The 23,861-nt window shown below is 38.5% G+C and carries 17 protein-coding genes; 6 read left to right on the top strand and 11 right to left on the bottom strand.

Going from position 1 to position 23,861, the window contains the following annotated elements:
• Positions 1-68: 68 nt before the first annotated feature.
• The 3 genes from RUH60_RS03360 to RUH60_RS03350 all read right to left on the bottom strand — a co-directional run bounded on the left by RUH60_RS03360 (position 69) and on the right by RUH60_RS03350 (position 3,047).
• Complete coding sequence (locus tag RUH60_RS03360; protein ID WP_313805429.1) at positions 69-731, bottom strand: response regulator transcription factor; 663 nt, start codon at positions 729-731, stop codon at positions 69-71.
• Positions 732-762: 31 nt separating this feature from the next.
• Positions 763-2,379, bottom strand: a complete 1,617-nt coding sequence (locus tag RUH60_RS03355; protein WP_313805428.1) for an ATP-binding protein — start codon at positions 2,377-2,379, stop codon at positions 763-765.
• A gap of 455 nt (positions 2,380-2,834) precedes the next feature.
• Positions 2,835-3,047, bottom strand: a complete 213-nt coding sequence (locus RUH60_RS03350; protein WP_313805426.1) for a hypothetical protein — start codon at positions 3,045-3,047, stop codon at positions 2,835-2,837.
• Between the two features lie 152 nt (positions 3,048-3,199).
• On the opposite strand from RUH60_RS03350, the gene RUH60_RS03345 reads away from it, so the two are divergent.
• From RUH60_RS03345 to RUH60_RS03335, 3 genes are read left to right on the top strand one after another with little or no spacing between them, the layout of a single operon-like run.
• On the top strand, positions 3,200-3,928 hold the full coding sequence (locus tag RUH60_RS03345; protein WP_313805424.1) for a metallophosphoesterase family protein: 729 nt from the start codon (positions 3,200-3,202) through the stop codon (positions 3,926-3,928).
• 35 nt (positions 3,929-3,963) lie between these two features.
• Entirely contained in the window at positions 3,964-4,455 is a 492-nt protein-coding gene (locus RUH60_RS03340; protein ID WP_313805423.1) for a DUF6646 family protein, read from the top strand.
• Positions 4,456-4,458: 3 nt separating this feature from the next.
• On the top strand, positions 4,459-5,031 hold the full coding sequence (locus RUH60_RS03335; RefSeq protein WP_313805421.1) for a PhnA domain-containing protein: 573 nt from the start codon (positions 4,459-4,461) through the stop codon (positions 5,029-5,031).
• Between the two features lie 66 nt (positions 5,032-5,097).
• Here RUH60_RS03335 and RUH60_RS03330 read toward each other — a convergent pair whose 3' ends face one another.
• From RUH60_RS03330 to RUH60_RS03320, 3 genes are all read right to left on the bottom strand, one after another.
• A complete protein-coding gene (locus RUH60_RS03330) occupies positions 5,098-6,648 on the bottom strand; it encodes an aldehyde dehydrogenase family protein (protein WP_313805418.1) in 1,551 nt (516 codons plus the stop codon).
• 104 nt (positions 6,649-6,752) lie between these two features.
• Positions 6,753-7,298 carry a 3-hydroxyanthranilate 3,4-dioxygenase gene (locus RUH60_RS03325; RefSeq protein ID WP_313805415.1) on the bottom strand — a complete coding sequence of 182 codons (546 nt, stop codon included), beginning with the start codon at positions 7,296-7,298 and terminating at the stop codon, positions 6,753-6,755.
• Positions 7,299-7,362: 64 nt separating this feature from the next.
• Positions 7,363-8,460 carry an endonuclease/exonuclease/phosphatase family protein gene (locus RUH60_RS03320; protein WP_313805412.1) on the bottom strand — a complete coding sequence of 366 codons (1,098 nt, stop codon included), beginning with the start codon at positions 8,458-8,460 and terminating at the stop codon, positions 7,363-7,365.
• Between the two features lie 408 nt (positions 8,461-8,868).
• Here RUH60_RS03320 and RUH60_RS03315 point away from each other — a divergent pair, with 408 nt between their 5' ends.
• Genes RUH60_RS03315 through RUH60_RS03305 form a run of 3 tightly spaced genes read left to right on the top strand, consistent with a single transcriptional unit; the run spans position 8,869 to position 13,718 of the window.
• Complete coding sequence (locus RUH60_RS03315) at positions 8,869-11,682, top strand: TonB-dependent receptor (RefSeq protein WP_313805410.1); 2,814 nt, start codon at positions 8,869-8,871, stop codon at positions 11,680-11,682.
• A 17-nt stretch (positions 11,683-11,699) separates the two neighbouring features.
• Positions 11,700-12,317, top strand: coding sequence for a hypothetical protein (locus RUH60_RS03310; protein ID WP_313805408.1), 618 nt, complete (start codon positions 11,700-11,702; stop codon positions 12,315-12,317).
• A gap of 6 nt (positions 12,318-12,323) precedes the next feature.
• Positions 12,324-13,718 carry a DUF5689 domain-containing protein gene (locus RUH60_RS03305; protein WP_313805406.1) on the top strand — a complete coding sequence of 465 codons (1,395 nt, stop codon included), beginning with the start codon at positions 12,324-12,326 and terminating at the stop codon, positions 13,716-13,718.
• A gap of 55 nt (positions 13,719-13,773) precedes the next feature.
• On the opposite strand, the gene RUH60_RS03300 is transcribed toward RUH60_RS03305, so the two are convergent.
• From RUH60_RS03300 to RUH60_RS03280, 5 genes are all read right to left on the bottom strand, one after another.
• Complete coding sequence (locus RUH60_RS03300; RefSeq protein ID WP_313805404.1) at positions 13,774-14,097, bottom strand: hypothetical protein; 324 nt, start codon at positions 14,095-14,097, stop codon at positions 13,774-13,776.
• A gap of 11 nt (positions 14,098-14,108) precedes the next feature.
• Positions 14,109-14,789 carry a hypothetical protein gene (locus tag RUH60_RS03295; RefSeq protein WP_313805402.1) on the bottom strand — a complete coding sequence of 227 codons (681 nt, stop codon included), beginning with the start codon at positions 14,787-14,789 and terminating at the stop codon, positions 14,109-14,111.
• Between the two features lie 139 nt (positions 14,790-14,928).
• Positions 14,929-16,797 (bottom strand): OmpA family protein, encoded by a 1,869-nt coding sequence (locus tag RUH60_RS03290; RefSeq protein WP_313805400.1) that lies wholly within the window; start codon positions 16,795-16,797, stop codon positions 14,929-14,931.
• An 18-nt stretch (positions 16,798-16,815) separates the two neighbouring features.
• A complete protein-coding gene (locus tag RUH60_RS03285; RefSeq protein WP_313805397.1) occupies positions 16,816-17,739 on the bottom strand; it encodes a type IX secretion system membrane protein PorP/SprF in 924 nt (307 codons plus the stop codon).
• A gap of 60 nt (positions 17,740-17,799) precedes the next feature.
• On the bottom strand, positions 17,800-23,861 hold a 6,062-nt coding region (locus RUH60_RS03280; protein ID WP_313805394.1), incomplete at its 5' end, for a choice-of-anchor J domain-containing protein.

Raw genomic sequence — 23,861 nt, 5'->3', positions numbered from 1 at the left:
GTTGATGTAAACAAAAATAAGTGTGTCTTAAAAATTCTATGTGCGGATTTTCCTCAAAATGTGTTAACTTATATCAATCCCTGGTTTCGGGCTTCGCGGATAATATCTTCGTCATTGCCCTTGTTGATGCAGAAAATGTCTCTGATTTTGGATTTCCGTTTTTCGACGGCGCTTTCCGTAAGATTGACTTCAGAGGCGATACTTTTGGTTTTAAAGCCTTTGGAAAGTAACGTAATAATTTGACGATTAATGTTATCTAGGTAATCCTGTCTTGTTAAAAGTTGTTTTACGGATTCATCGACGGTTTTAGAAAAATACGTACCACCTTCCATGACAACTTCAAAGGCTTTTAGCAATTCTTCCCCGTCGAAATCGCTTTTGATTAAAAGTCCTTCGGGATTTACTTTTTTAACAATATCGTAGATGATAAACGATTCGACATGAGATGTCAGGATGATGATTTTGGTATTCGGATAAGCATGTTTAATCAATACCCCCAAATCTTCACCCGAATGAATGCCTTTTTCTTCATAAGCTGGCATGCTTCGGTCTAAAAAAACCAAATCGAAAAAACTGGGTTCGGCATATTCTGTGATAAGTTGGTAGGCCTCTTTACAGTTGTGGCATTCGGTTGCGGCAATCTCAATTCCCTGATCGTTAAAGGAGAGAATGGTTTTGTACCCCATAATTTGTGACGGATGGTCGTCTACAAACAAAACATTCAATGGCATAGCTTCGTATCTTTCCTACGAAGTTACCAAACTATGTGGGAATTATCAAACTTATCTGAGTTCCTTTTCCTGGTTCTGATTTCACTTTTAAAATTCCGCCTATTTCCAAAGCACGTTCTTTCATATTTTTAAGTCCGATACCGCCTTTAGTTTTTCCACTAAAACCAATGCCGTCATCTGTTACTTTTATAGCCAGACTATTATCTTCCTTCAGCATACTGATACTCACTTTTTGGGCTTGAGCATATTTTTCAATATTCTGAAGCGATTCTTGCAAGATTCTATAAACCTGCATCTTAACATTATTATTCACACTTAACCAATCGATACTTTCGTCTGTGAAGATTTGAAAATCGATAGTGGAATGTTCTTTGATGTTTTCGACTAAATTATCAACCATGACCGTAAAATCAGACTGATTGCTAAACATATTGTTGTTCAAATCATGAGCAATTTTTCGGATTTCTTTCTCGATTTCCTGTATTTCATTCACATGCGTCACACATTTGGCTATCGTTTCAGGATCGTCGCGTTTTTGCAGCACAAACAAATTCAAACGAATGGCCGTCAGTTTGCCCATAATTCCGTCGTGCAATTCACGGGAAATACGCTTCTTTTCAAACTGTTTGCCTTCTTCGAGTTTTTGCTGTTGGCCTAGCATCAGTTTGTAAATTTCCTCGTTGGCTTGCTGCTGCTCTTGCAAATATTGCAGCTCTTTGTTTTTCGTACGTTGTGCTTTTACGATGTAGAGTAGAATCAAGGCAATTACCGAAAATAATCCGGTACCCAAAAACAACCAGCGCTGTGCGGATATGCGCTCTTTTTCTGCCTCGACCAGTTTTTTCTCCGTAGTGATTTCATCGGTCTCGAATTCGATGCGGGCAAATTTGTTTCGCGTGGCACGCTCGACATTTTGAAGACTGTCGGAAAGAGCAATGTATTTTTCTCTGTAATAAGTGCTTTTTGTTGTGTCGATATCGGCTAGTAGTTCTAATGCTTTTAATTCGTCTTCGCAAATTTTATTCGTATGTGAAGCTTCATATGCTTCAATTGCATATTTTTTAGCCAAACTATTATTTTTATAATGAAAATAATATTCGGACAGATAAAGCTTAGACGTTAAAGTCATATGGAAATTTTCAAGACTATCACCAATTTTCAGACTGCTCTTAAAAATGTCTAGACAACTTTTGTCGTTATTTTTGAATTTAGAATATGCTAATGCATTTGTGAAATAAACATAACTAACTGGATCATTTGTTTTGAAGTCATCTTGTGAAAGTGCTTTTTCAGAATACACAATTGCATCTCTGTATTTATGTTGCTTTTGTAATACTAAAGCAATATAGTTAAGAGGTTGAGCCTTAAGAAGTTTATACTGAGGGTAGTTCTTTAATTTTTCTGCCTGAAAATAGGCTTTGTTATAATAATCAATTGCTGTCTCATAATTTTGCATTCCTCTTGAAGCCATTCCTAAAATAAGATAACAATCATAAACCAACCTCAAATCATTCTTTTTAATTGCTTCTTTAACAATTCCTACCTCATTTACTTCGCATTGGGAAAAATTTTTCTCATAAAACAATATACAAGCTTTATTGTGTGCAACTCTGAGGTTGATTTCATTCTTATTAAATTTCTTATTCAACTTTTCTAATTTTGAATAATAATAATAAGCACTATCATTTTTTTGAACATAAAAATAATAGTCAGCAATGTTGTTTAGTGATTTAATTATTTTTACTGTGTCGTTATTTTTAGATGACAATCTATAAACTTTATCTGATAAAAATTTGAAGTCATCGTATTCCTCTATGTTAAAATATTTATCAGCGATTGACAACATATAGCTGGTAGACAAAGAATCATCTCTTTTACTTAACAATTGTAGTGCCTTATTTGTATTTGCTAATCTGACCTCCTTCTTCAAACTAAAATTATTTGCAATTAGCAAAAGACTATCTATTTCATAGACATCATTATTTGACAAAGAAGTAGTATTCTTTTCACAACCAACCAAAAAAAAGATAAGTATTACAGTAATAATTCTCAAGACATTTATTTTAAATAGCTAAAATACTACAACTATTTTTCTTCACAAAACTATTGTCTTACCGGAGGCTTAATTGGCGGTTCTGATTCATCATATGGCCAACCATTGATTGTGTCCTTTTGGGAATAGACGGCTTCAATGTTAAATGTATCTTCATACTCCTGTGTCTTTTGAATTTCTTCAGGAAGTACATCATCTGTAGTACATGAATAAAGGGCTAAAAGGGTTAAAACACCTGCGAAGAATTTAAATGTAGTTTTCATAGTACTTTGCTTTTGGTTATACAACAAAACTATTTTAACATAAAGACGTGTGTTTGTGGAATTCTGTCAAAAAATGTTAATAATTGAATTCGTTTTTTACAATTTTGATAATCCGAAATGTTTTAAGAAATTTGACTAAAATTAAAACTATTATGAGTAGAACCCTTGTTATAGGTGACATACACGGTGGACTAAAAGCCTTAGAACAAGTACTTGAAAGAGCGAAAGTTACTCAAAATGATACACTTATTTTCTTAGGTGATTTTGTCGACGGCTGGAACGACACACCAAAAGTGGTGGATTTCCTTATCGAATTAGACAAAACCCACAATTGTATTTTCATTCGGGGCAATCATGAAGAAATGGTATTGCGTTGGTTATCAGAAGGAGAAGACAATGAAGAATGGCGCTTACACGGCGGACAATCCACAGTAGATGTTTACGAATCGGTTCATGATGAAATCAAAAAGCACCATATCGAATTCTTGTCCCGTTTGAACGATTATCATTTAGATTCCAAAAATCGGCTTTTTGTGCACGCCGGATTCACCAATTTGAAAGGGGTGGAATACGAATATTTCAAAGGCATGTACTGCTGGGACCGAACGCTTTGGGAAGCTGCATTGGCCATGGATAAAACCCTTTCCAAAAAAGATTTGTTTTATCCGAAACGCTTTGCGCTGTACGAAGAGATTTTTATCGGACACACGCCGGTCACCAGAATAGGTTACTCCGTTCCGGTAAATCGGGCGAATGTGTGGAATGTGGATACTGGTGCTGCTTTCAAAGGTCGATTGACCATTATGGATGTGGATACTAAAGAATTCTGGCAAAGCAAACCACTTCCTGAACTCTATCCGAACGAAAACGGCAGAAACTAAATTCAAAAAGGTTATTTTTGTAAAAATTTTTTACCATGAAAAAGTATGTATGGATAATATTGCTGATGTCTGGTGCGATGCAAGCACAGGTATTCAGCGGTAAAGGCGATTTAAAATTTCAGATGGGCGGTAACTTTCAGGAACACGGTTCTGGTATTATATCGTCGTTAGATTATGGTTTAGGTTCTAATATGTCTATTGGATTTTCGGCTTCCTATATTTTGGGAGTGACTAAAATTGCAGGTGAAAAACCAGATTTTGACGACCGAATGGATGCGAAAATTCGTTTCAACGCTAATATTGCTGATGTTTTCAACATTGAAGAAAAAATGGACATTTACCCAGGTTTAAACATCGGAACAAGAAATTTCGGTGGCCATTTGGGTGCGCGTTATTTCTTCACTAAAGGTTTTGGAATTTATTCTGAAATGCAGTTCCCAATCGCGAAATACGAAACCGATCCCATTGGTTTTGAAAATTATAACAATCAGTTCAACTTCTCTATCGGAGCAAGTTTTAATTTATAAGCCATGAGCGTAATCGAGAAAAAACTAAAAGACCGCAGTGATTCCAAATGTGAATTGTGTGGTAATCCACATGATTTGTTGGTATACAATCTTCCTCCGGAAAACAAGGAGAGTTTGGAAACCAGCATTTTAACCTGTAAAACTTGTGTGTGTCAAATCGAAAATCCGGACACTACGGACGCGAATCATTGGCATTGCCTTTCTGACAGCATGTGGAACGAACATTTACCGGTTCAAATTGTTTCCTGGCGTATGCTAACCCGTTTGAAGAAAACCGATTTACTCGAGATGATGTATCTGGACGAAGAAGCCTTGGAATGGGCAAAAGCAACTGGAGAAGGCGATGACGACGAAGGTAAAATCATCCACAAAGATTCCAACGGGAATATTTTATTCGACGGTGATTCTGTGGTGTTGATTAAAGATTTAGACGTAAAAGGAGCAAATTTCACTGCTAAACGTGGAGCAGCAGTGCACAACATAAAACTGGTTTGGGACAACGCCGAACAGATTGAAGGCAGAGTGGAAGGGCAGCATATTGTTATCCTTACCCAATATGTGAAGAAAACGAAGTAATTGCAACTTCTGATAAACAAAAAACCCGATTCGTGATGAATCGGGTTTTTTTATGGTTTGTTTTGATTAAAAATCAAATTTGATTCCCTGTGCTAACGGAAGCGCCGTTCCGTAGTTAATCGTATTCGTTTGTCTTCTCATGTACGCTTTCCAAGCATCCGATCCAGACTCACGGCCACCACCAGTTTCTTTTTCTCCACCGAAAGCACCACCAATTTCAGCACCAGATGTTCCGATGTTTACGTTAGCGATACCACAATCGGAACCAGCAGCTGAAAGGAACAATTCCATTTCTCTCATGTTGTTGGTAAAGATGGATGATGATAAACCTTGAGGCACACCATTTTGAATAGCGATTGCTTCCTCAATTGTGCTGTATTTCATTACGTACAATACCGGTGCAAAAGTTTCGTGCTGAACGATTTCGAATTCGTTTTTCGCTTCGATGATACATGGTTTTACGTAACAGCCGCTTTCGTAGCCTTCGCCTTCTAAAACGCCGCCTTCAACGATTACGCGTCCGCCTTCAGCTTTCGCTTTTTCGATTGCGTTCAAATAATCCTGAACCGCACCTTTATCGATAAGTGGTCCTACGTGGTTGGTTTCATCTAAAGGATTTCCGATTTTTAACTGACCGTAAGCACCTTTTAACACCTCTAATGTTTTATCGTAAACGCTATCGTGAACGATTAAACGACGGGTTGAAGTACAACGTTGTCCAGCCGTTCCTACCGCTCCGAACACTGCTCCTACCAATACCATTGATAAATCTGAGTTTTCAGAAACGATGATTGCGTTGTTTCCTCCTAATTCCAAAATAGTATTTCCGAAACGAGAAGCCACTACTTGTGATACGTGACGACCGATTCTTGTAGAACCTGTGAATGATACTAAAGGAATGCGTTTGTCGTTGTTGATTAAATCTCCAGATTCGTTACCAACTACTAAACAGCTTAATCCTTCGGGTAAATTATTTCTTTCTAATACCGTTTGGATGATGTTCTGACACGCTACCGCACACAAAGGTGTTTTTGAACTTGGTTTCCAGATACAAACGTCTCCACAAATCCAAGCGATCATGGAGTTCCAAGACCAAACGGCTACTGGGAAGTTGAACGCAGAAATGATTCCTACGATTCCGAACGGATGCCATTGCTCGTACATTCTGTGCATTGGACGCTCTGAATGCATCGTAAGTCCGTGTAACTGACGGGAAAGACCTACCGCGAAATCACAGATGTCGATCATTTCCTGAACTTCTCCTAAACCTTCTTGGTACGATTTCCCCATTTCGTAAGAAACCAATTTCCCAAGCGCTTCTTTATTTTTTCTTAATTCCTCTCCCATTTGGCGAACAATTTCACCACGTTTTGGAGCCGGAACTACACGCCATGTTTTGAACGCTTCTTCTGCAGCGCTCATTGCTTTTTCATAATCTTCTTTTGTAGCAGATTTTACTTTTCCGATCAATTCGCCGGTTGCCGGAGAATACGATTCGATAATTTTTCCGTTAGAGAACCAGTTTTTACCTGTGGATGCTCCTTCGTTGATTTCTTTTAAGCCTAATTGTTGCAAGGCTTCCTGAATACCAAATTGGTCTACTGCAGTTGTTGCCATTATTTTAGTTTAATTCGTTTTTTTATAAATTTCTGCAAAGTTACTCATTTTTGTTAAATCAGTAACAGTATAAAGCGTTAAAACCGATTGTTGCAATCCAAGCATTAGCTTTCGTATTTTGGCGTAAATCGAGGGTCGGCTTCCATCACTGTGCCGCATTCGGTGCAAGTTCGCAATTCTTCAGACGTGTAAAAATGTTGGAAATGCGGCAAAAAGTCTTTCTCAATATTATGCAATTCAAAATAGACTTCGTACAACTTGTGGTTACAGTTTTCGCAATGCCATAATAATCCGTCGGTGTAACCTCTTCCGGCTCTTTTGCGTTCAATTACCAAACCGATGGAGCCTTCACTGCGCACCGGAGAATGAGGAATTCGCGCCGGATTCAGATATATATCTCCTGCTTTCAGCTCCATTTCTTTACGTTCGCCGCCTTCCTGAACGACTACTTTGATGGTGCCTTCCAACTGATAAAACAATTCTTCGGTTTCGTTGTAATGATAGTCTTTACGGGCATTCGGTCCGGCTACAATCATCACAATATAATCGTCGGATTCCACATAAAGGTTTTTGTTGCCTACCGGTGGTTTTAGCAAATGTCGATTGTCTTCAATCCATTGCGTCAGGTTGAACGGTTTTAAAATTGCCATGCTTATAATTTTAGTCTCGCTAATTTACAAAATAAAAAAAGGCCGACTCGCGTCGACCTTAATATTATTTAGCTTCTTTTATCAGATAGATGTACACCGGAAAGTGGTCGCTGAAACCAACTTCTCCATTCGAGTTACGAAGCGGATACCCTTTGTACTGTCCTGTTTTCTGTACCAAGAAAGGTTTGTTGTAAATTCCGGCTTTCCAGTAACGCCAAGACGAATAATCGTTGCGGATAAACGGCTCGGAAACCATGATGATGTCGAATAAATCCCACGCATCGCGATAAGCTAAGGTTCCCATACCTTCTTCAGCCATTTTTTGCATTGGGTTGTAAATGCCTAAAGGTTTTACTTCTTCTTTTTTACCCTTTGCACCAACTTCGATTTTTACACTTTTATTGAAACTTCCATCGTTCAAATCGCCCATCGAAATGATTTTCGCATTCGGATTGATGGCATACAATGAATCGATGATTTTGCGGTTCAAACGACCAGCTGCTTCACGGTTCGGGCTACTTTTCTTTTCACCTCCCGAACGTGATGGCCAGTGGTTTACGATTACATTTACCTCTTCACCATCCAATAAACCGGTTACTAATAACTGATCACGAGTGTAGATTCGTTTGGTAGTTTTATCCAGGTTTACGTTTTCTTCCTTGTCATCATCAGCATCTTTGTCTTTCTTTCCTGATTCTTTTTCGTAAATCATTAGTGGAAGATTTTTATAGCTGATTGGCTGGAAATGTTTTTTCTTGTACAACAAAGCCACATCAATTCCACGTTTGTCCGGAGAATCGAAATGCACAATTCCGTAATCTTTATTAATCATGGATGGATGTTTTACCAAATCTTCCAACACATTACGGTTTTCGATTTCGCAACCACCAATTAAAACCGGTGATTCTTTTTGCGATTCACCAGTTCCCAACTCCGTTAAAACACGACTTAGGTTGTCTAATTTTTGTTTGTACTTGGTTCCGGTCCAGTTTTGTTTTCCGTCTGGAAGCCATTCTTCATCAAAATTCGGTCCGTTGATGGTGTCGAAAAGATTTTCAAAATTGTAAAACGCCACGGTATGCACCATGAATTTTTTTTGTTGTGCCATGGCAGTTACGCTCAAAAGTGCAGCTACAAAAAGAAAAGTCAGTCTTTTTTTCATAAGAAAATAAAGGTTTAAATTTTTGTTTGTTTTTTAATCAAACTTCCTGAAAATCAAATTACAATTATCAGGCCAAAACTAAAAAAGACGCCTCTAATTTTTCATTTTGGGGCAACAAATGTAAAATAATATTCTAATATGTTCATGCTTATTGCGTTAATAAATTTTTAATCCGAAGAAATTCAAACAAAAAGCAGCATGAAAACATTTCAACCTTTTGATTTATAGTTATTTAAAACCTTATTTTAACACCTCAAACATTAGGTAATCTGATTATTTATATTAACTTAGAATTAAGTTTTACAAAAAAATTAAAGTATTCATTGTTAGTTGCCTGAAAACGTGTAAATTTGCCGCCCTTTGTTATCTTATTTGGTAAAAGACAAGGGGTTAACTTTAATCTTATTTATGAAAAAATTTGTAATTTGTACTTTGTTTGTAATGCAGGCTGTGTTTGCATTTGCACAACAAAATCCTTTGCTTAAGGGTAAAGTAGTAGATTCCAAAACGCAACGACCGCTTCAGAATGTCGTGGCAACAATTCAAAACACTAATCAGTCTGCCTTGACAAATTTTGACGGGGTTTTTGCATTCTCGGCTGTAGCTGAGGGGAATCAAATGCTTCAAATCAGCAGTACTGGGTATTCTACGCAAACTTTTGCTGTGGAAATCAAAAAAGGAGAAACTTTAGATTTAGGAGTTGTCGTTCTTGAAGAAGACATTACTTCTGAACAACAGTTAGCCTTGGTTACCATTACAGAAAACGACTTAGGAGATGACAACAGTGGTTCGGAAAGTACTTCCGGTTTATTACAAGCTTCTCGCGATGCATATCAGCAGGCGGCGGCTTTCAACTGGGGTCAGGCGCGTTTCAGAATCCGTGGTTTGGATAACGAATACGGAACTACCATGATTAACGGTATTGTGATGAACAAATTGTACGACGGTCGTCCGCAATGGAGCAACTGGGGTGGTTTGAACGACGCTACCCGCAACCAGGAGTTTACCATGGGAACTGCACCTTCAGATTACACATTCGGAAATATATTAGGTACTCAGGAAATCAACACCAGAGCATCTCACTACAGACCAGGGAATCGTGTTTCTTTCTCTGGAACCAACACTAATTATTCTTGGAGAGTTATGGGAACTCATGCTTCAGGAATGAACGCTAAAGGATGGGCTTTCGTGGTTTCAGCTTCAAGAAGATGGGCTGAAGAAGGCTATTTCGAAGGAACTGATTACGGTGCCAATTCAATTTTTGCAAGTGTTGAAAAGAAATTCAACGATAAACACAGCTTAAACTTTACTTCTATTTATGCACAGAACAGTAGAGGTAAATCATCTCCAAACACTAAAGAAGTTACCGATTTAAAAGGTATTGAGTACAACTCGTATTGGGGATGGCAAGATGGCAAAAAGAGAAACTCCAGAGATAAAGACATCGAAGAGCCTATCATGATGTTAGGGCATTATTGGAAATTAACTCCAAAAAGTACTTTAAACACTAACGTGGCGTTCCAAACAGGTTCTATCGGAAACTCGCGTTTAGACTTCCAACAAGGAAACAATCCAGATCCTACTTACTATAGAAACTTACCTAGTTACTATTTGAATTATCATGACACAAGCTCTGGTACACCAGTTTGGACGCCTAATTATTTTCAGGCACAGTTAGCAGAAGATAATTTCAAAAACAACGGTCAAATTGATTGGGAAGCTATGTATGCTGCTAATCAAGCTACAGTTAACGGAAATAGTGCTTATGTTTTATACGAAGACCGTACCGATGACACACAAATCTCAGCGAACTCAATCTTAACTGCTGAATTATCAGACAACATCAGCATGAATGCTGGAGTTAACTTTAGAAAATTAAAATCACACAACTACCAAAACTTATTGGATTTACTAGGTGGTGATTATTTTATTGATAAAGATTTCTTCGCTAACACGGCTATTGGACAATCTCAGGATTCTGATTTAAACAACCCTAACCGTGTGGTTGGAGAAGGCGATACTTACGGATACAACTACAACTTGTTTGCCACTGTTTTTGACGGGTTTGCACAATTCAAATTCAACTACAAGAAATTCGATTTCTACTTAGGACAATCGTTCTCTAGATCTGAATACAAAAGAGAAGGTTTATATCGTAATGGTCTTTACGCTAAAAACTCATACGGAGATAGCGGAAATATTGTATTTGAAAACTTTGGTTTCAAAGGAGGTTTAACCTATAAAATTACCGGAAACCATTTATTGAACTTCAACGGAGCATATTTAACAAAGGCGCCAACTTTACGTAACACTTTTGCAAATGCTCGTATGAATAACAACATCACGCCAGATTTAGACAGTGAAAGAATTTTCAGCGCAGATGCTAGTTATGTTGTGAGAACACCTAAATTCAAAGGTCGTTTAACTGGTTTCATTTCGAAAATTCAGAACAGTACTGAATTGTCTTTCTATTATGGAGAAGGCTTATTCGATGCTGAAGATGGTGGTGATACAGATTCTTTCATCAGTGAGATTGTTACCGGTATGGACAAAAGAAATATTGGAGCGGAGTTAGGTATGGAGTACCAAATTACTTCAACAATTAAAGCGACTGCTGCTGCTTCTTATGGTCAGTACATCTACACCAACAACCCTAACCTGAAAGTTAACAATGACGGAGCTGCAACGCCAACAAACGATTCTCCAATTGAAGATTTTGGGAAAACGTATTTAAAAGGATACAGACAACCGGGAATGCCACAACAAGCATACTCATTTGGTTTAGAATACCGCGATCCGCACTTCTGGTGGGTTGGAGCTAACGTAAACTACCTTGCTGATAGCTATTTGGATGTATCTAATATTTTAAGAACAGACAACTTCGCAATTGACGGAACAACAGGAATATCATATCCTGGAGCTACTGAAGAATCGGTACGTGAACTTTTGAAACAAGAAAAATTCGCTGACTTTACCTTAGTTAACTTAACCGGAGGAAAATCTTGGATGATTAATACGAAAACCAGAAGTACTGTTGGTTTCTTTGCTTCAGTAAACAACGTATTTGACATTACCTACAAAACAGGTGGGTTTGAGCAATCAAGAAAAGCAAATTACCTTGAAATGCAACAAGACTTAGTAAGTGGAACAAGAGGTTTTGGCCCTAAATACTTCTATGGATACGGCAGAACGTTTTTTGTAAACTTCTACATTAACTTCTAATCTAACAGAAAAAGACTATGAAAAATATTTTTAAATCCGTTTTTATTCTTGCTGCAACTGCAGGACTATTAACAAGTTGTGTAAACGAGGATGATTTTGACATTCCTGCAGTACGAGAAGCTTTCTTTTCAGAAACATTCGAGACTGCAACAAACAATACCAATTTAGACTTTGTTGGATGGACAAATTATGCTGAACAAGGTACTTGGTTATGGAGAGAAAAAACATTCGACGGTAATGGATATGCTGAGTTCAGTGCTTTTAACTCTGGTTCAGCTTCTAATGTGGTTTGGATGATTACACCAGCAATCGACGCATCAATGTATGCTACTCCTCGATTAACTTTTAAGTGTGCTCAACACCACTTGGATGTGGATGCTCCTGAAAATTCGTTAGAAGTATTGTATTCGACAGATTATGATGGAACGAACGTTTCAGCAGCGACTTGGACTTCATTTGACGGATTGAATTTACCGACTATGGATGAGGAATGGTATGCTTTTTTAAATTCTGATGTTGCTGTACCTGCTCACGAGAATTTGTACATCGCTTTCAAATTTAGAGGTTCGGGTACAAATCTTACCCATGATGGTGCCTTCCAAATTGACGATGTATTTGTTTATAATCAAAACTAATTTGCTATGAAAAATATTAAATTTTTAGCGATTCCGGCTTTACTGACCATGTTGGTAAGCTGTGTAAACGGAGACGATTACGGAACTCCGGATTTATCTGGAGAATGTAAAGAAGTTGCTGTAACTAAGCAAGTTTCGGAAATCACCGGAATGGCGACTATCGACAACCCGACGCAATACACTGATCCAAGAGATGCGGAAGGGAACCAAACACATATTGGGGTAATTGAAGCATATGTAACCTCAAGTGATGAAGGTGGAAACTTTTATAAATCCATTTCATTGGTTTCGGTTGACAAACAAATTGGTTTCAGTATTCCTGTTGACAGCTATAACTTGTACAATAAATACGAGCCAGGAAGAAAAGTTTATGTTAAGCTTGATAGTTTACATTATTCTTATACGGACCTAACAGATTCGTATGAAATAGGGAATTTATATTATGATGCTCAATACGATGAATACAGCATTGGCAGACTTACCGGTGCTGAGTTTGAAAGTAAAATTGTAAGAAGCTGCGAAAAAGTTGATGAAGAAACTTTGGTTGAACACATTAGCATAAATGAGGCTTTAGACGATTCATATATTAACAAATTAGTTGAATTTGACAATGTACAGTTTAATGAGGGTTCTGCGGGAGGAAAATATTTTGATATCAACTATCCTCCTTACAACTTTAGTAATCCTGTTTATCCAAGTAATATAGGTGGCGCAACCAATCACAAAATTTCTGATATGGAAGGTAACACAATTGTTGTGAGACTTAGCCAATATGCGACTTTCACTGCAAATACAATCCCTACAGGTAATGGTAAAATTAGAGGTGTTTTAACCAAGTACAATGGGACTTATCAATTTATGATTAGAACATTGAATGATGTTAAACTAACTAATGATAGATATTATCCGCAAACATTCTTTGAAGAAACTTTCGATGCCAATTTTACAACGTGGACTAAATATAATGTTTTAGGGGCTCAGGTTTGGGGTTCAACTACTTTTGGTAATCCTGCACCAAGTGCACTTATGAATGGTTTTAGTGGTGGTAATCAAAATAACGAAGATTGGTTAATTTCACCTGCAATCAACTTAAGCACCAATAGTTTTGCAATTTTAAATTTTGAGACAAGTACACGTTTCAATGGAGCTCCCCTACAAGTTTATATTTCTACAAACTATGATGGCTCAAGTGCTCCAAACACAGCAACTTGGACGCAACTTACAGGTTTCACCTTACCGGTTTGGACAAGTGGAAGTTATACCGCTTGGACTGGATCAGGGGGTATAAATATATCTTCATATACTGGTAATTCAAATGTACGCATTGCATTCAAATACACTTCGAACACTTCTGCAGCTGCAGGTTGGGAAGTTGACAATGTAAAAGTATTTGGCCAATAATTAAACCTATTCGCTTTAAAATAAAAAACGCTCTCAAATTGAGAGCGTTTTTTATTTATCTAAAATTCCGATGTTGCGTAGCTGTAAAAAAGTCACGGAAAATCTGATTTATTTCTTCATCAACACGTGAGGCTTTAATTCCGCATAAGCGATATAGTTTTGTGATGTAAAGCATTAGTTCATCTACTGTTTCAACTCCAAACTCGTGAATAATTGTAGTAAATTGAGAATCGATATGTTGGCTATTGGTTAGTCGGATTTCTATTTCCTTGGCATATTCTTCCACTTTTATAGTTACCGTTCTTAAAAACTCTTCCAATTTGTTTTGCAATGTATCCGTTAGCATCTTTTGGCTGGCTTCAAAGAAGTGTTCCGCCATACCAAGATAATTCACCAACAAGGTAAAACGGCAAAAACCTCAAATGGAATTTGATCCAAAACAGCATCGGTATAAAAATGATTGTAAACAAAAGAATATTCTTCTGACACCAACTGACGGGAAACCTTAAAGCTGTGCGAAGCGGTTGCCACCATTCCCATAGCTTTCCAACAAGGTTCTAAAACCACTTGATTGGCATTCAATACAAACGATTTTATAATCGGCTCGTCATTCTCATCCAAAAGCTGTTTCCCATTTGAAGTAAGGTGCGCGTTTAAAGTGAAATGGGTCAAATACGGCGCGCCTGTAGCATAAGGCCAAAAACCATTGATGATATAACCATTCTCACTGATTTCCGCAGTTCCTCCAACTGTGCCGCTTCCGCCAAAACAAACAGCTTTCCCTTTAAAAATAGCCGAGGCAGTTTCCGGTTGCAAATTTCTCGAAAAATAATTCGCACCGCTGCACAAGGTTACCAACCAGCCTAAACTACCATTAATTTTGGCGACATTTTTAAGAATACTCAAACCGGCATCGAAGGACAAGCCAAGGCCTCCGTACTGAATAGGAACCCAAATGTTCAACCATTGTTCCTGGTGAATTGTATCCAATACGGATTGACTAATCTTATTCGTGCTGAGCAACTCCTTGCGCAAATTGACAATTGAGCTGTCAAATGATAATTCTTTCATTATTTAAGAGGAAGTATTAAAAGAAAACCTATTTAAGCGGTCTTTTAGAGCGCTACAAAAGTTTAAAATACAAAAACAAAGCGAAATGGGTAAAATAAAAAAAGCCCGTTTAAACGGGCTTTAATTTACTATTCAAAAATTATTTCTTTACGATTAAGAATTCAGAACGACGGTTTTTAGCGTGTTCTTCTTCTGAACATGAGTCACAAGCTACTTTTGGCTCGCTTTCTCCATATCCTTTTCCAGTGATGCGTTCTTTAGCAATACCTTTTGAGATAACATACTGAACCGTTGCTTTAGCACGACGATCCGATAAGTTCATGTTGAAAGTATCTGAACCGCGGTTATCCGTATGCGATTTAACCATAATTTCCATGTTCGGGCTGTTTTTCAACACCTGAACTAACTTATCCAATTCAAACGCACCTTGCTTAGTAATGTTGCTTCTGTTAAATTCAAAGAAAATATCGTTTAAGATAACTTCTGTTTCCGTGATGATCACATCAATTGGATCCAATTCTGCAATAACTGGCAATTCACCACCTTCTTTCTGAGAAACTGCAATCGTTTTACTCACGAAGCCGTCTTTCGAAACCTGAAGTGTGTACGGTTTATCACAATCAACTGCATAACCAACAAAGCCGTCAGCTGTAGTGTATTTCGTTTCAATTAAGTTGTTCTTATCATCCAAAATAGCTACAGTAGCACCAGACAATAATTCGCCTGTTTTAGCATTCTTCGCTGTTGCGTTGATTTGTAAACCACAAACCGGAGTTGCCATATAGATATCATCCTGACCGCCACGGTTACTAGAGAAAAATCCAACTTTATTTTCTGCATTGTAAGAGAACGCAAAATCATCTTTTTCAGAGTTTACCGGAATACCAACGTTTTTAGCTGCAGACCCAGAATTCATGTCTACCACATAAACATCCAAACCTCCGAAACCTTGTCTTCCTTCTGAAGAGAAATACAATTTGTTTTCATCAGTAATGAAAGGGAAATTCTCGCGACCTTCCGTATTGATAGCACTTCCTAAATTCTCAGGTGTACCGAAATCGTTATCACCGTTTACAGCCACTTTCCAAATATCAGATCCCCCGATTCCTCCTGGCATGTCCGAAGAGAAATATAAAGTTTTCCCATCTTTCGATAAACTTGGATTACCTACGTTGTATTCTTTATTGTTGAATGGTAACGCTTTTACATTTGCCCATTTTCCGTCAACTTTCGTCGCTTTGAACAAACCAACTTTTCCAAATTTCAACTTCTTTGATTTGTCTTTATCGAACTGACCGTCCTTGAAAGTTTCGCTTGAAAAATACATAGTATTTCCGTCAGCACTTAATGTTGCCGGACCATCATGAAATTTGGTATTGATTCCATCAACAGTTACGGGCTTACTGTAAGTTCCATCAGCATTACGAGTAGCATAATACATGTCTAAATAAGGCTCGTCATTGTATCCGTATGTCTTTTTAGCGGTATTACGAGCCGATGCAAAATACAACGTATTGTCATTGGTTAAAACAGCTCCAAAATCCGATTTATCACTGTTCACATCCATCGTTTGAGAATCAAACAATTTCATCTGCGATTTTAATCTTGGGATGTAATTCGGTTCGTTTTTGAAAGCAATAGCTCTTTGATCGCTTGGTGCCATAGCAGCAAATTTTTCCATCTGCACATTGGCTTCACTGTATTTACCGTCAGCTTTCAACATTTGAGCATAACGATAGTAAATCTCAGCTTCCTGTTGTTCTTCCGTTGCTTTAGCGTACCATTTGGCGGCTTCAGCAGTATTGAACACATTGTAGTAACTGTCCGCCAATTGACGGTATACATAGTTATCCGCTTTGTTGTCGCTAACCAGTTTTAAATATTCTTCAGCAGCATCGATATATTCATAACGATTGTACAATTTATCTGCAGCTTGTGTGTCTTTGTTTTGTGCTGTTGCTAATAAACCAGCGAAGACAAAACTTAAAGTGATATAGGTCTTTTTCATAATATAATCGCGGTTAAATTAGAAGAAACGAGGTGAAGTAGATACTTTCTTGTAGAAGTTCACATCCCACAACAACATAAACTCATGAGAAGATTGCGTTTTAGCATTCAAATCAGAGATGATGTGATCGTATGCGTAACCAATTCTCAAGTTAGGTGTAATTCCGAAATTCACCATAGCTCCAAAGGAATCCTCCAAACGATAGGTTGCCCCTAATTCCAATTTATCATACAACAAAGTATTTAAAGAAACGTCTAATGAAGTAGGTGCATTGAAAGCCGATTTCAACATTGCAAAAGGCTTCAATTTCACGTTCTCGTTAATATCGAAAACATAACCTCCTGTTAAGAAATAGTGTGACACTTCAGAACCGAATTTTCTTCCGTTAAAATCCAAGTGTTTTGATTTCAACATGTTCGGAACCGAAAACCCTAAATAATACTTGTTGGTATAATAGAACATACCAGCCCCAATATTCAGGAAAGTATTACTGGTATTTTCAGCAAATGCAGGATCATTAGGATCTGGAACGTGACCATTTCCAATATCGTCATACAAACCTACTTTATGGAACGTTGCTCCTCCTTTCATACCGAAGGCCAACTTGTGCTCACCACCCAATTGTAGTGTATAAGAGAAATCCGCGTAAACATTGTTCTCTTCTACCGGCCCAATTTTGTCCGAGATAAACGATAACCCTAAACCAACATTTTTACCCACAGGAGCGTGTCCAAAAAAGGTTCCGGTTGTTGGAGCATCTTCAATCTCAACCCATTGCTTGCGATACAAAAGTCCCATCGACAAACTTTCCTTTGATCCAGCATAAGCCGGATTCATCACACTCATATTATACATGTACTGTGTATAATGTGGATCTTGCTGCGCCTGAACATCTAGCAAGCCTGTTAAGGCAATTAGCGCGGACAAATAAATTTTCTTCATGTGTTGTTTTTTTGTAAAAGCACTGCTCTCATTGCTTCGAGCAGTGCCCATTATCTGCTATTATAATTCTCTGTTAATATAAACCCAACCAGTTCTAGTTACACCATCGCCTGATTCAATAATGTAGTAATAAGTTCCATCTGGCAATTCATTACCACTCTTCGATTGACCATGCCATTGCTTCGTATAACCTGTTCCATGCTCGTAAACAGTAGCTCCGTAACGGTTAACAATGGTTAAATGACGTACATTCATCCCCTCTAAATCGAAAGCATCATTAGCACCGTCATTATTTGGTGAAATTCCTTTAGGAATCAAACATGATTCTGGTGTTATACTCTCTGTTAAAGTACTTGTACAACCATCAGCTGTAGTTACAATCACAGTATAACTTCCCATAGTCACGGCTGTTACTGACTGGGATGTAGCTGTAAATCCGTTAGGCCCTGTCCAAGCGTACGTTACTGTTGAAGGGTTGAACGAACCATCTACCGGAACAACTGTCAACATATAGTTAACACCCTCACAACCTTGCTCTAAAGCTAATTCAGCACCTTCATTGATCGTTATAGAAGTTGTGAAATCTCCTTCTGCCTGACACATAGCAACATCCTCATCAATATGATAAGACACTTGGTAAGTACCCGGCGTACTAGTGGCGAAATTAATTTCACCGGTCGAAGGATCAACCGATAAACCTGCTGTTGAACTGAATGTTCCTCCAGTTGCAAAACCAGTAGCTAAAGTAGGTAACTGATTTGCTGCCCCAGAACATACTGAAACATAACTGAATGTTACTTCAGGCGCAATTGTATCTTCAATTTCAATATCAAATGTACTTACGCTTCCTGGGTTACATGAATTCGAAACTACAGTATAAGTAATCTGATACATTCCAGGTGTACTTGCGGCAACGTCAATTGCTCCAGTTGATGCATTAATTGACAAACCAGTTGGTGCAGTAAACTGACCTGTTGTATCAAAACCTGCATCTAATGTTGGCATTAAAGTGGTTGCACTTAAACTACAAACTGGTGTTGTATAAGTAAATCCAGTTACCGGTGTTGCATTAGAATTAATAACGATATCAAATGTAGCCGGTGTACAGTTTATTGAACCTGTAATTGTATAAGTAACCGTATAGGAACCAAATGCACTTGTATTCAAGTCAATTGCACCAGTTACAGAATCAATAACTAATCCTGTCGTTGATGAATAAACGCCATTGGCTTCTCCCGTTTGAGACGTAGGTGTTACTGTTCCTGATCCTTGACAGAAAGGTGATGCATATGCAATAGCTGGTTGCTGTGCAGCTCCAACAGTTACCGTAGTTCCTGGTGAAATACATCCTGCAGTTACGTTCAATACGGTTACTACGTGGTTACCAGCACTTACTCCTGTAAAGTCTGGACTCGCTTGCGGCGTACCATTATCTAAAATATAGTTGTAATCCGTATTAGCTGGAACAAACAATCCTAAATCGGTATAATCTTCAGGGTCGATCGCTGTCCAATCAGCTGCATTCCATGTACCATTAGGAATAACCGCAGAATTAACTCTTCTGTATGCATATCCTGGTTGTCCAGCCGGTGTAAATGTTGAACCATCTGGAGTTCCCCACACATCAATGATTGATTGTGTTCCTGTGCTTGTTGTTAAATGAATTCGATCATCAATATTAACCCCAGAACAAGAAGTAATAATTTGATTTGGAGTTACTCCCGGTATATTGGCATCATTACTTACCTTCACAATGTGTGTTGCTCCATTTGCAAGCAATCCAACCAATGTAAAGTCACAAGAAGGTGCGCCCATAGTCGTATAGAACTTCAATTTATAACCTGAAAGGTTAACAGCGGCACCTGTTCCGTTGTAAATCTCAACATAACTTAATGATCCCGCATTCGAATCGGTAACTTCAGAAATGAATAAGTTGCCGTAGGTTACTGGTCCATTAAGCGGAGCGGTCACATGAATTTCTCCATTAGCACTACATGTTTGATCAACTACCGTTAACGTTGGTGCTACTGGAGCTCCTAAGAACGGATTAATGATTCCATCATAAGCCTGAGACACACATCCTGAAGTTGTATCACGAACTACTACTGAATACGTTCCCGGTGCAGCAGTATAAGTGTTGTCTGTTTGGAAAGTAGTTCCACCATCAAAACTATATTCGTAAGATGTTCCTCCGATAGCTGTAACAGTCAACGTTGCTATAGATGGATTACATGATGCCGTAACTGCAGGAACCGTTGCTGTAATTTCAACAACACTCACGTTGAAAGTTTGTGTAGTTTTACATCCCGTATCCACAATTACCTGATATGTACCTGGCGTCGATCCTGCTGGTAGTGTCAATGAAGCTGACGTTTCAGCCAATACGACTCCATTTGGATCTGTCCATTCGTAAAATGCTGTGGCGCCATTAAAGTTGATTGGAGTAACAGTAATAGTTGCTGAATCGGTATTACATATTGTAACGCTATTACCCGTTGTTCCAGCTAATGTAAAATCAGGAACTACCGTGCTAAACGACAACTCAAACGATTTGATTACCGTACAATCTGCATTACTTGTAATATTCATCCAAATAATTTCCCCATTGATACCTGTGTAGGTTGTAGGGTTTGGAATTTCAGTTCCTGGAACAGCTGCAATTGCAAGTGCTTCAGAAGTATAATACGTAATTGTATAATTCCCTGATGTTGATTGAGATAACACATAATCCCCATTCTGAGTTAAATCAAAAGTTGGACTTGGCAAGTTAGAACAAGCAAACATATCGTGTGGATCTAATGTAGGTAACTCTTCAGTCACTACAATTTGAATATCACTAGTTTTAACAACAGTAGAACCATCACATTGAGTGTACGTTGCTTGAGCTGTTACAACGGTATCATCAGAAACACTTACAGTAACGTTATCATTTGTACCAATGATATTGCCATTTTGCAACCATGCTAAATCAACTGTAGCTGGTGCATTCGGTGTAAATCTCCATGCTTCGTTAGTTGCAGTCCATGACCCAGTGTTTCTTCCTGGTGGAACATAAGCAACCGTTCCGGCAGCATTCTGAATTCCCATTACACCTGCACCACTTTGCCAGCTTGTACAAGGTACACGTCTTTGAACATAAATCTCAATAATATTTGAAATTTCATACAATACAATTTGTGACGTTGTTCTAAAAGAAGCAGCAGTACACGAACTTCCAAACAATGGTACTTCATTAAAGTTTACTACCAACGCACGACATGGGTAATTTCCTAAAACCTGATAGTTTACAGAAGTTGTAGTTCCCGGGTTATTTGTCGTCAAGTTATCTTGGTAAACCCCGTAAATTGCGTTTTTGATAGGGAATCCTGTATTTGGTATTGTTTGATTAAAACTCCAAGGACAAAACTCTCCATATGTATTTGTAAAAGGTAATCCGAAAGTAATAACTCCATTATCACCCACTCTACAGAAGTTGTACGATTGACCAAAGAAACAGAAGTTAAATGGCAACGTGAAACTTGCAGTATAATCGTCATCCGATGTAATTGGCATTTGAATACCCCCTACAAAAGCAAACGGCGGATTGTAGTCGATTGACGATACTTCGTAAGATGTCGTTTCTCCAATTCCAAAATAAGATGCCGATAATTCTACGTTCTGTGCAGCTTGACCCGGACACAACAATACCTGATTGTTAACGATATCTACTCCAACTCCTACCACATCCACACTAGCACAGCCTGGTGGTGCATAAATTGAGAAGATATACGGTCCTGCCCACTGACTAACATCTGTACCTCCACAAACGGCTCTTACATAATACTCGTAGAAAACACCGTTACTTCCTGTAAAGTTATAAAGTGGTGCTCCAAAAACCGGAATAATAGTACTTGCTCCAGTTGGAACTCCCGTCCCTTGATTCTGAATTACAACTTCCCATTGAGTCTCAGAGCCTCCCGGTGTCCAAGAAAGTGTAACAATTGGTGATCCACTTTCACCAGCACTTGTTAAATCATATGGCTCCGGACATGGTGGAATAGTTAAATTAATATTATCAATTGCCGCTGGCGGGTTACTACCTGCACTTGTATCGTTTCTCCATTCGAAAACCAAACGCATGATATTTCCTGCGTAGGCTCCTGCTGTTAACTCATACGTTTGTGTTGTCCAAGCAGCTTGCTGATTCATATTTGCAGCATTCAGCTGTTGTCCTCCACTAGCCCCTGCAGTAATTTGTGTACCAGCAGTTGGAACAAATGTAGATGGAACTGTCCAAACACGTAAATAGTCACAACACGATTCCCCAAGAGCTTTCCAATCGAATGATAAGTTCATTAAGTTAGTTCCCGCAGGAATTGCAATATCTCTATAAGCTTGAACCACTGAAGCCGAGTTATTGGTATACTGGTTCGCAGCATTATTGTTACTAATATACAACGATTGTGCACCTCCATTACTTGTTGCTGTACCTACGATCCACTTGTTGGTTTGTGTACCGTTGATAAGTGTCCATGATGAAGGGGAACTCTCAAAATCTTCAATAAAATCAGTTATTGCCGGAATTTGAGTCGTATAAAATATCATTGGCCCAATCCAGTTACTCTGATCTGTGGCATTACAATATGCTCTTACCCAATATTCATAACTTGTTGAAGGTGCTAAACCTGTATCTACTAAAAAGTTAACATTGGTATTGGCATTTAAAATAGTACTTGCTCCAGTAGGTACACCTGCACCAGGTGCTTGTACCACAACTTGCCATGCTGTTTCAGTAAAACCTGGAGTCCATGACAATGTCGCTGTATTTTGCGTAGTAGCATTAACAACAAGATTGCTCGGATCTGGACACGCTGGCATATCTTCGATGATAACATTGTCAATATACAAACGCCATCCGTCTAATCCACCTGAAGGAACGTGGAAAGCGATATTCACGTTTCCAGTGTAAGGTACGTTTCCTGGTCCTACTAAATTTACAATTCTCTCAATATACGTTATATTACTGTATGATGCCAACGGAATCAAAGTCTCAGTAAAGTTCGCAATTGCAGGACCTGTTGTAGACAACATAACTCTAAAATCGTTTGGTTCTCCAACCGATTGTACTCTGTAATGGAATTTTAAACGTTTAGCTCCTGGTGTAGCACTTAAATTCAATACTGGAGAAATCAACCAGTCATCATTAGCTCCTGCATTAAAATCTGTGGTTAATGTAGCTGACTGATTCCCTTCAAACGGGTTAGCTGCATAATCCATATTCCAAGCATCAGCATCACCATTCTGATTAACTACTGTCCAACATTGTTGCGTTGGAGAAGTCGAGTTAAAACCTTCCTGATATGGAACGTCTATGATAGAACATGCTGTTGTGAAAGTCATTGGCCCAACCCATGTACTTTGTTCTGAAGCATTACAATACGCTCTTACCCAATACTCATAATTAGTTGCTGGAGTTAAAGGCGGTGTATTTACTACAAAGTTTGTATTGGTATTTGCCGGAATAATAGTACTGGCTCCTGTTGGAACTCCTGCTCCCGGCGCCTGTACCACAACTTCCCAAGCAGTTTCTGTGAAACCAGGTGTCCATGATAAAGTAGCTGAGTTTTGAGTAGTCGAGTTCACAATAAGGTTACTCGGTTGCGGACAAGCCGGCATATCTTCGATAATTACATTGTCGATATACAAACGCCATCCGTCTAATCCTCCTGATGGTACATGCCATGCAATGTTTACGTTCCCTGTATAAGGTACGTTCCCAGGACCTACTAAATTGACAATTCTTTCCACATACGTAATGTTGTTGTACGATGCTAAAGGAATTAACGTCTCGGTAAAGTTCGCTGTATTAGGACCTGTAGTTGATAACACTACTCTGAAATCATTTGGCTCACCAGCCGATTGCACTCGGTAGTGGAATTTCAAACGCTTAGGTCCCGGTGTAGCACTTAAGTTCAATACTGGCGAAATCAACCAATCATCGTTGGCGCCCGCATTGAAGTCTGTAAGCATCATCGCAGATTGATTCCCTTCAAATGGGTTGGTCGCATAATCCATGTTCCAAGCATCTGCATCACCGTTCGCGTTCACCACCGTCCAACATTGTTGTGTTGGTGAAGTCGAGT

Source organism: Flavobacterium sp., assembly GCF_032153895.1.
GTDB lineage: Bacteria > Bacteroidota > Bacteroidia > Flavobacteriales > Flavobacteriaceae > Flavobacterium.
This window is presented reverse-complemented; position numbering and strand designations above follow the sequence as displayed.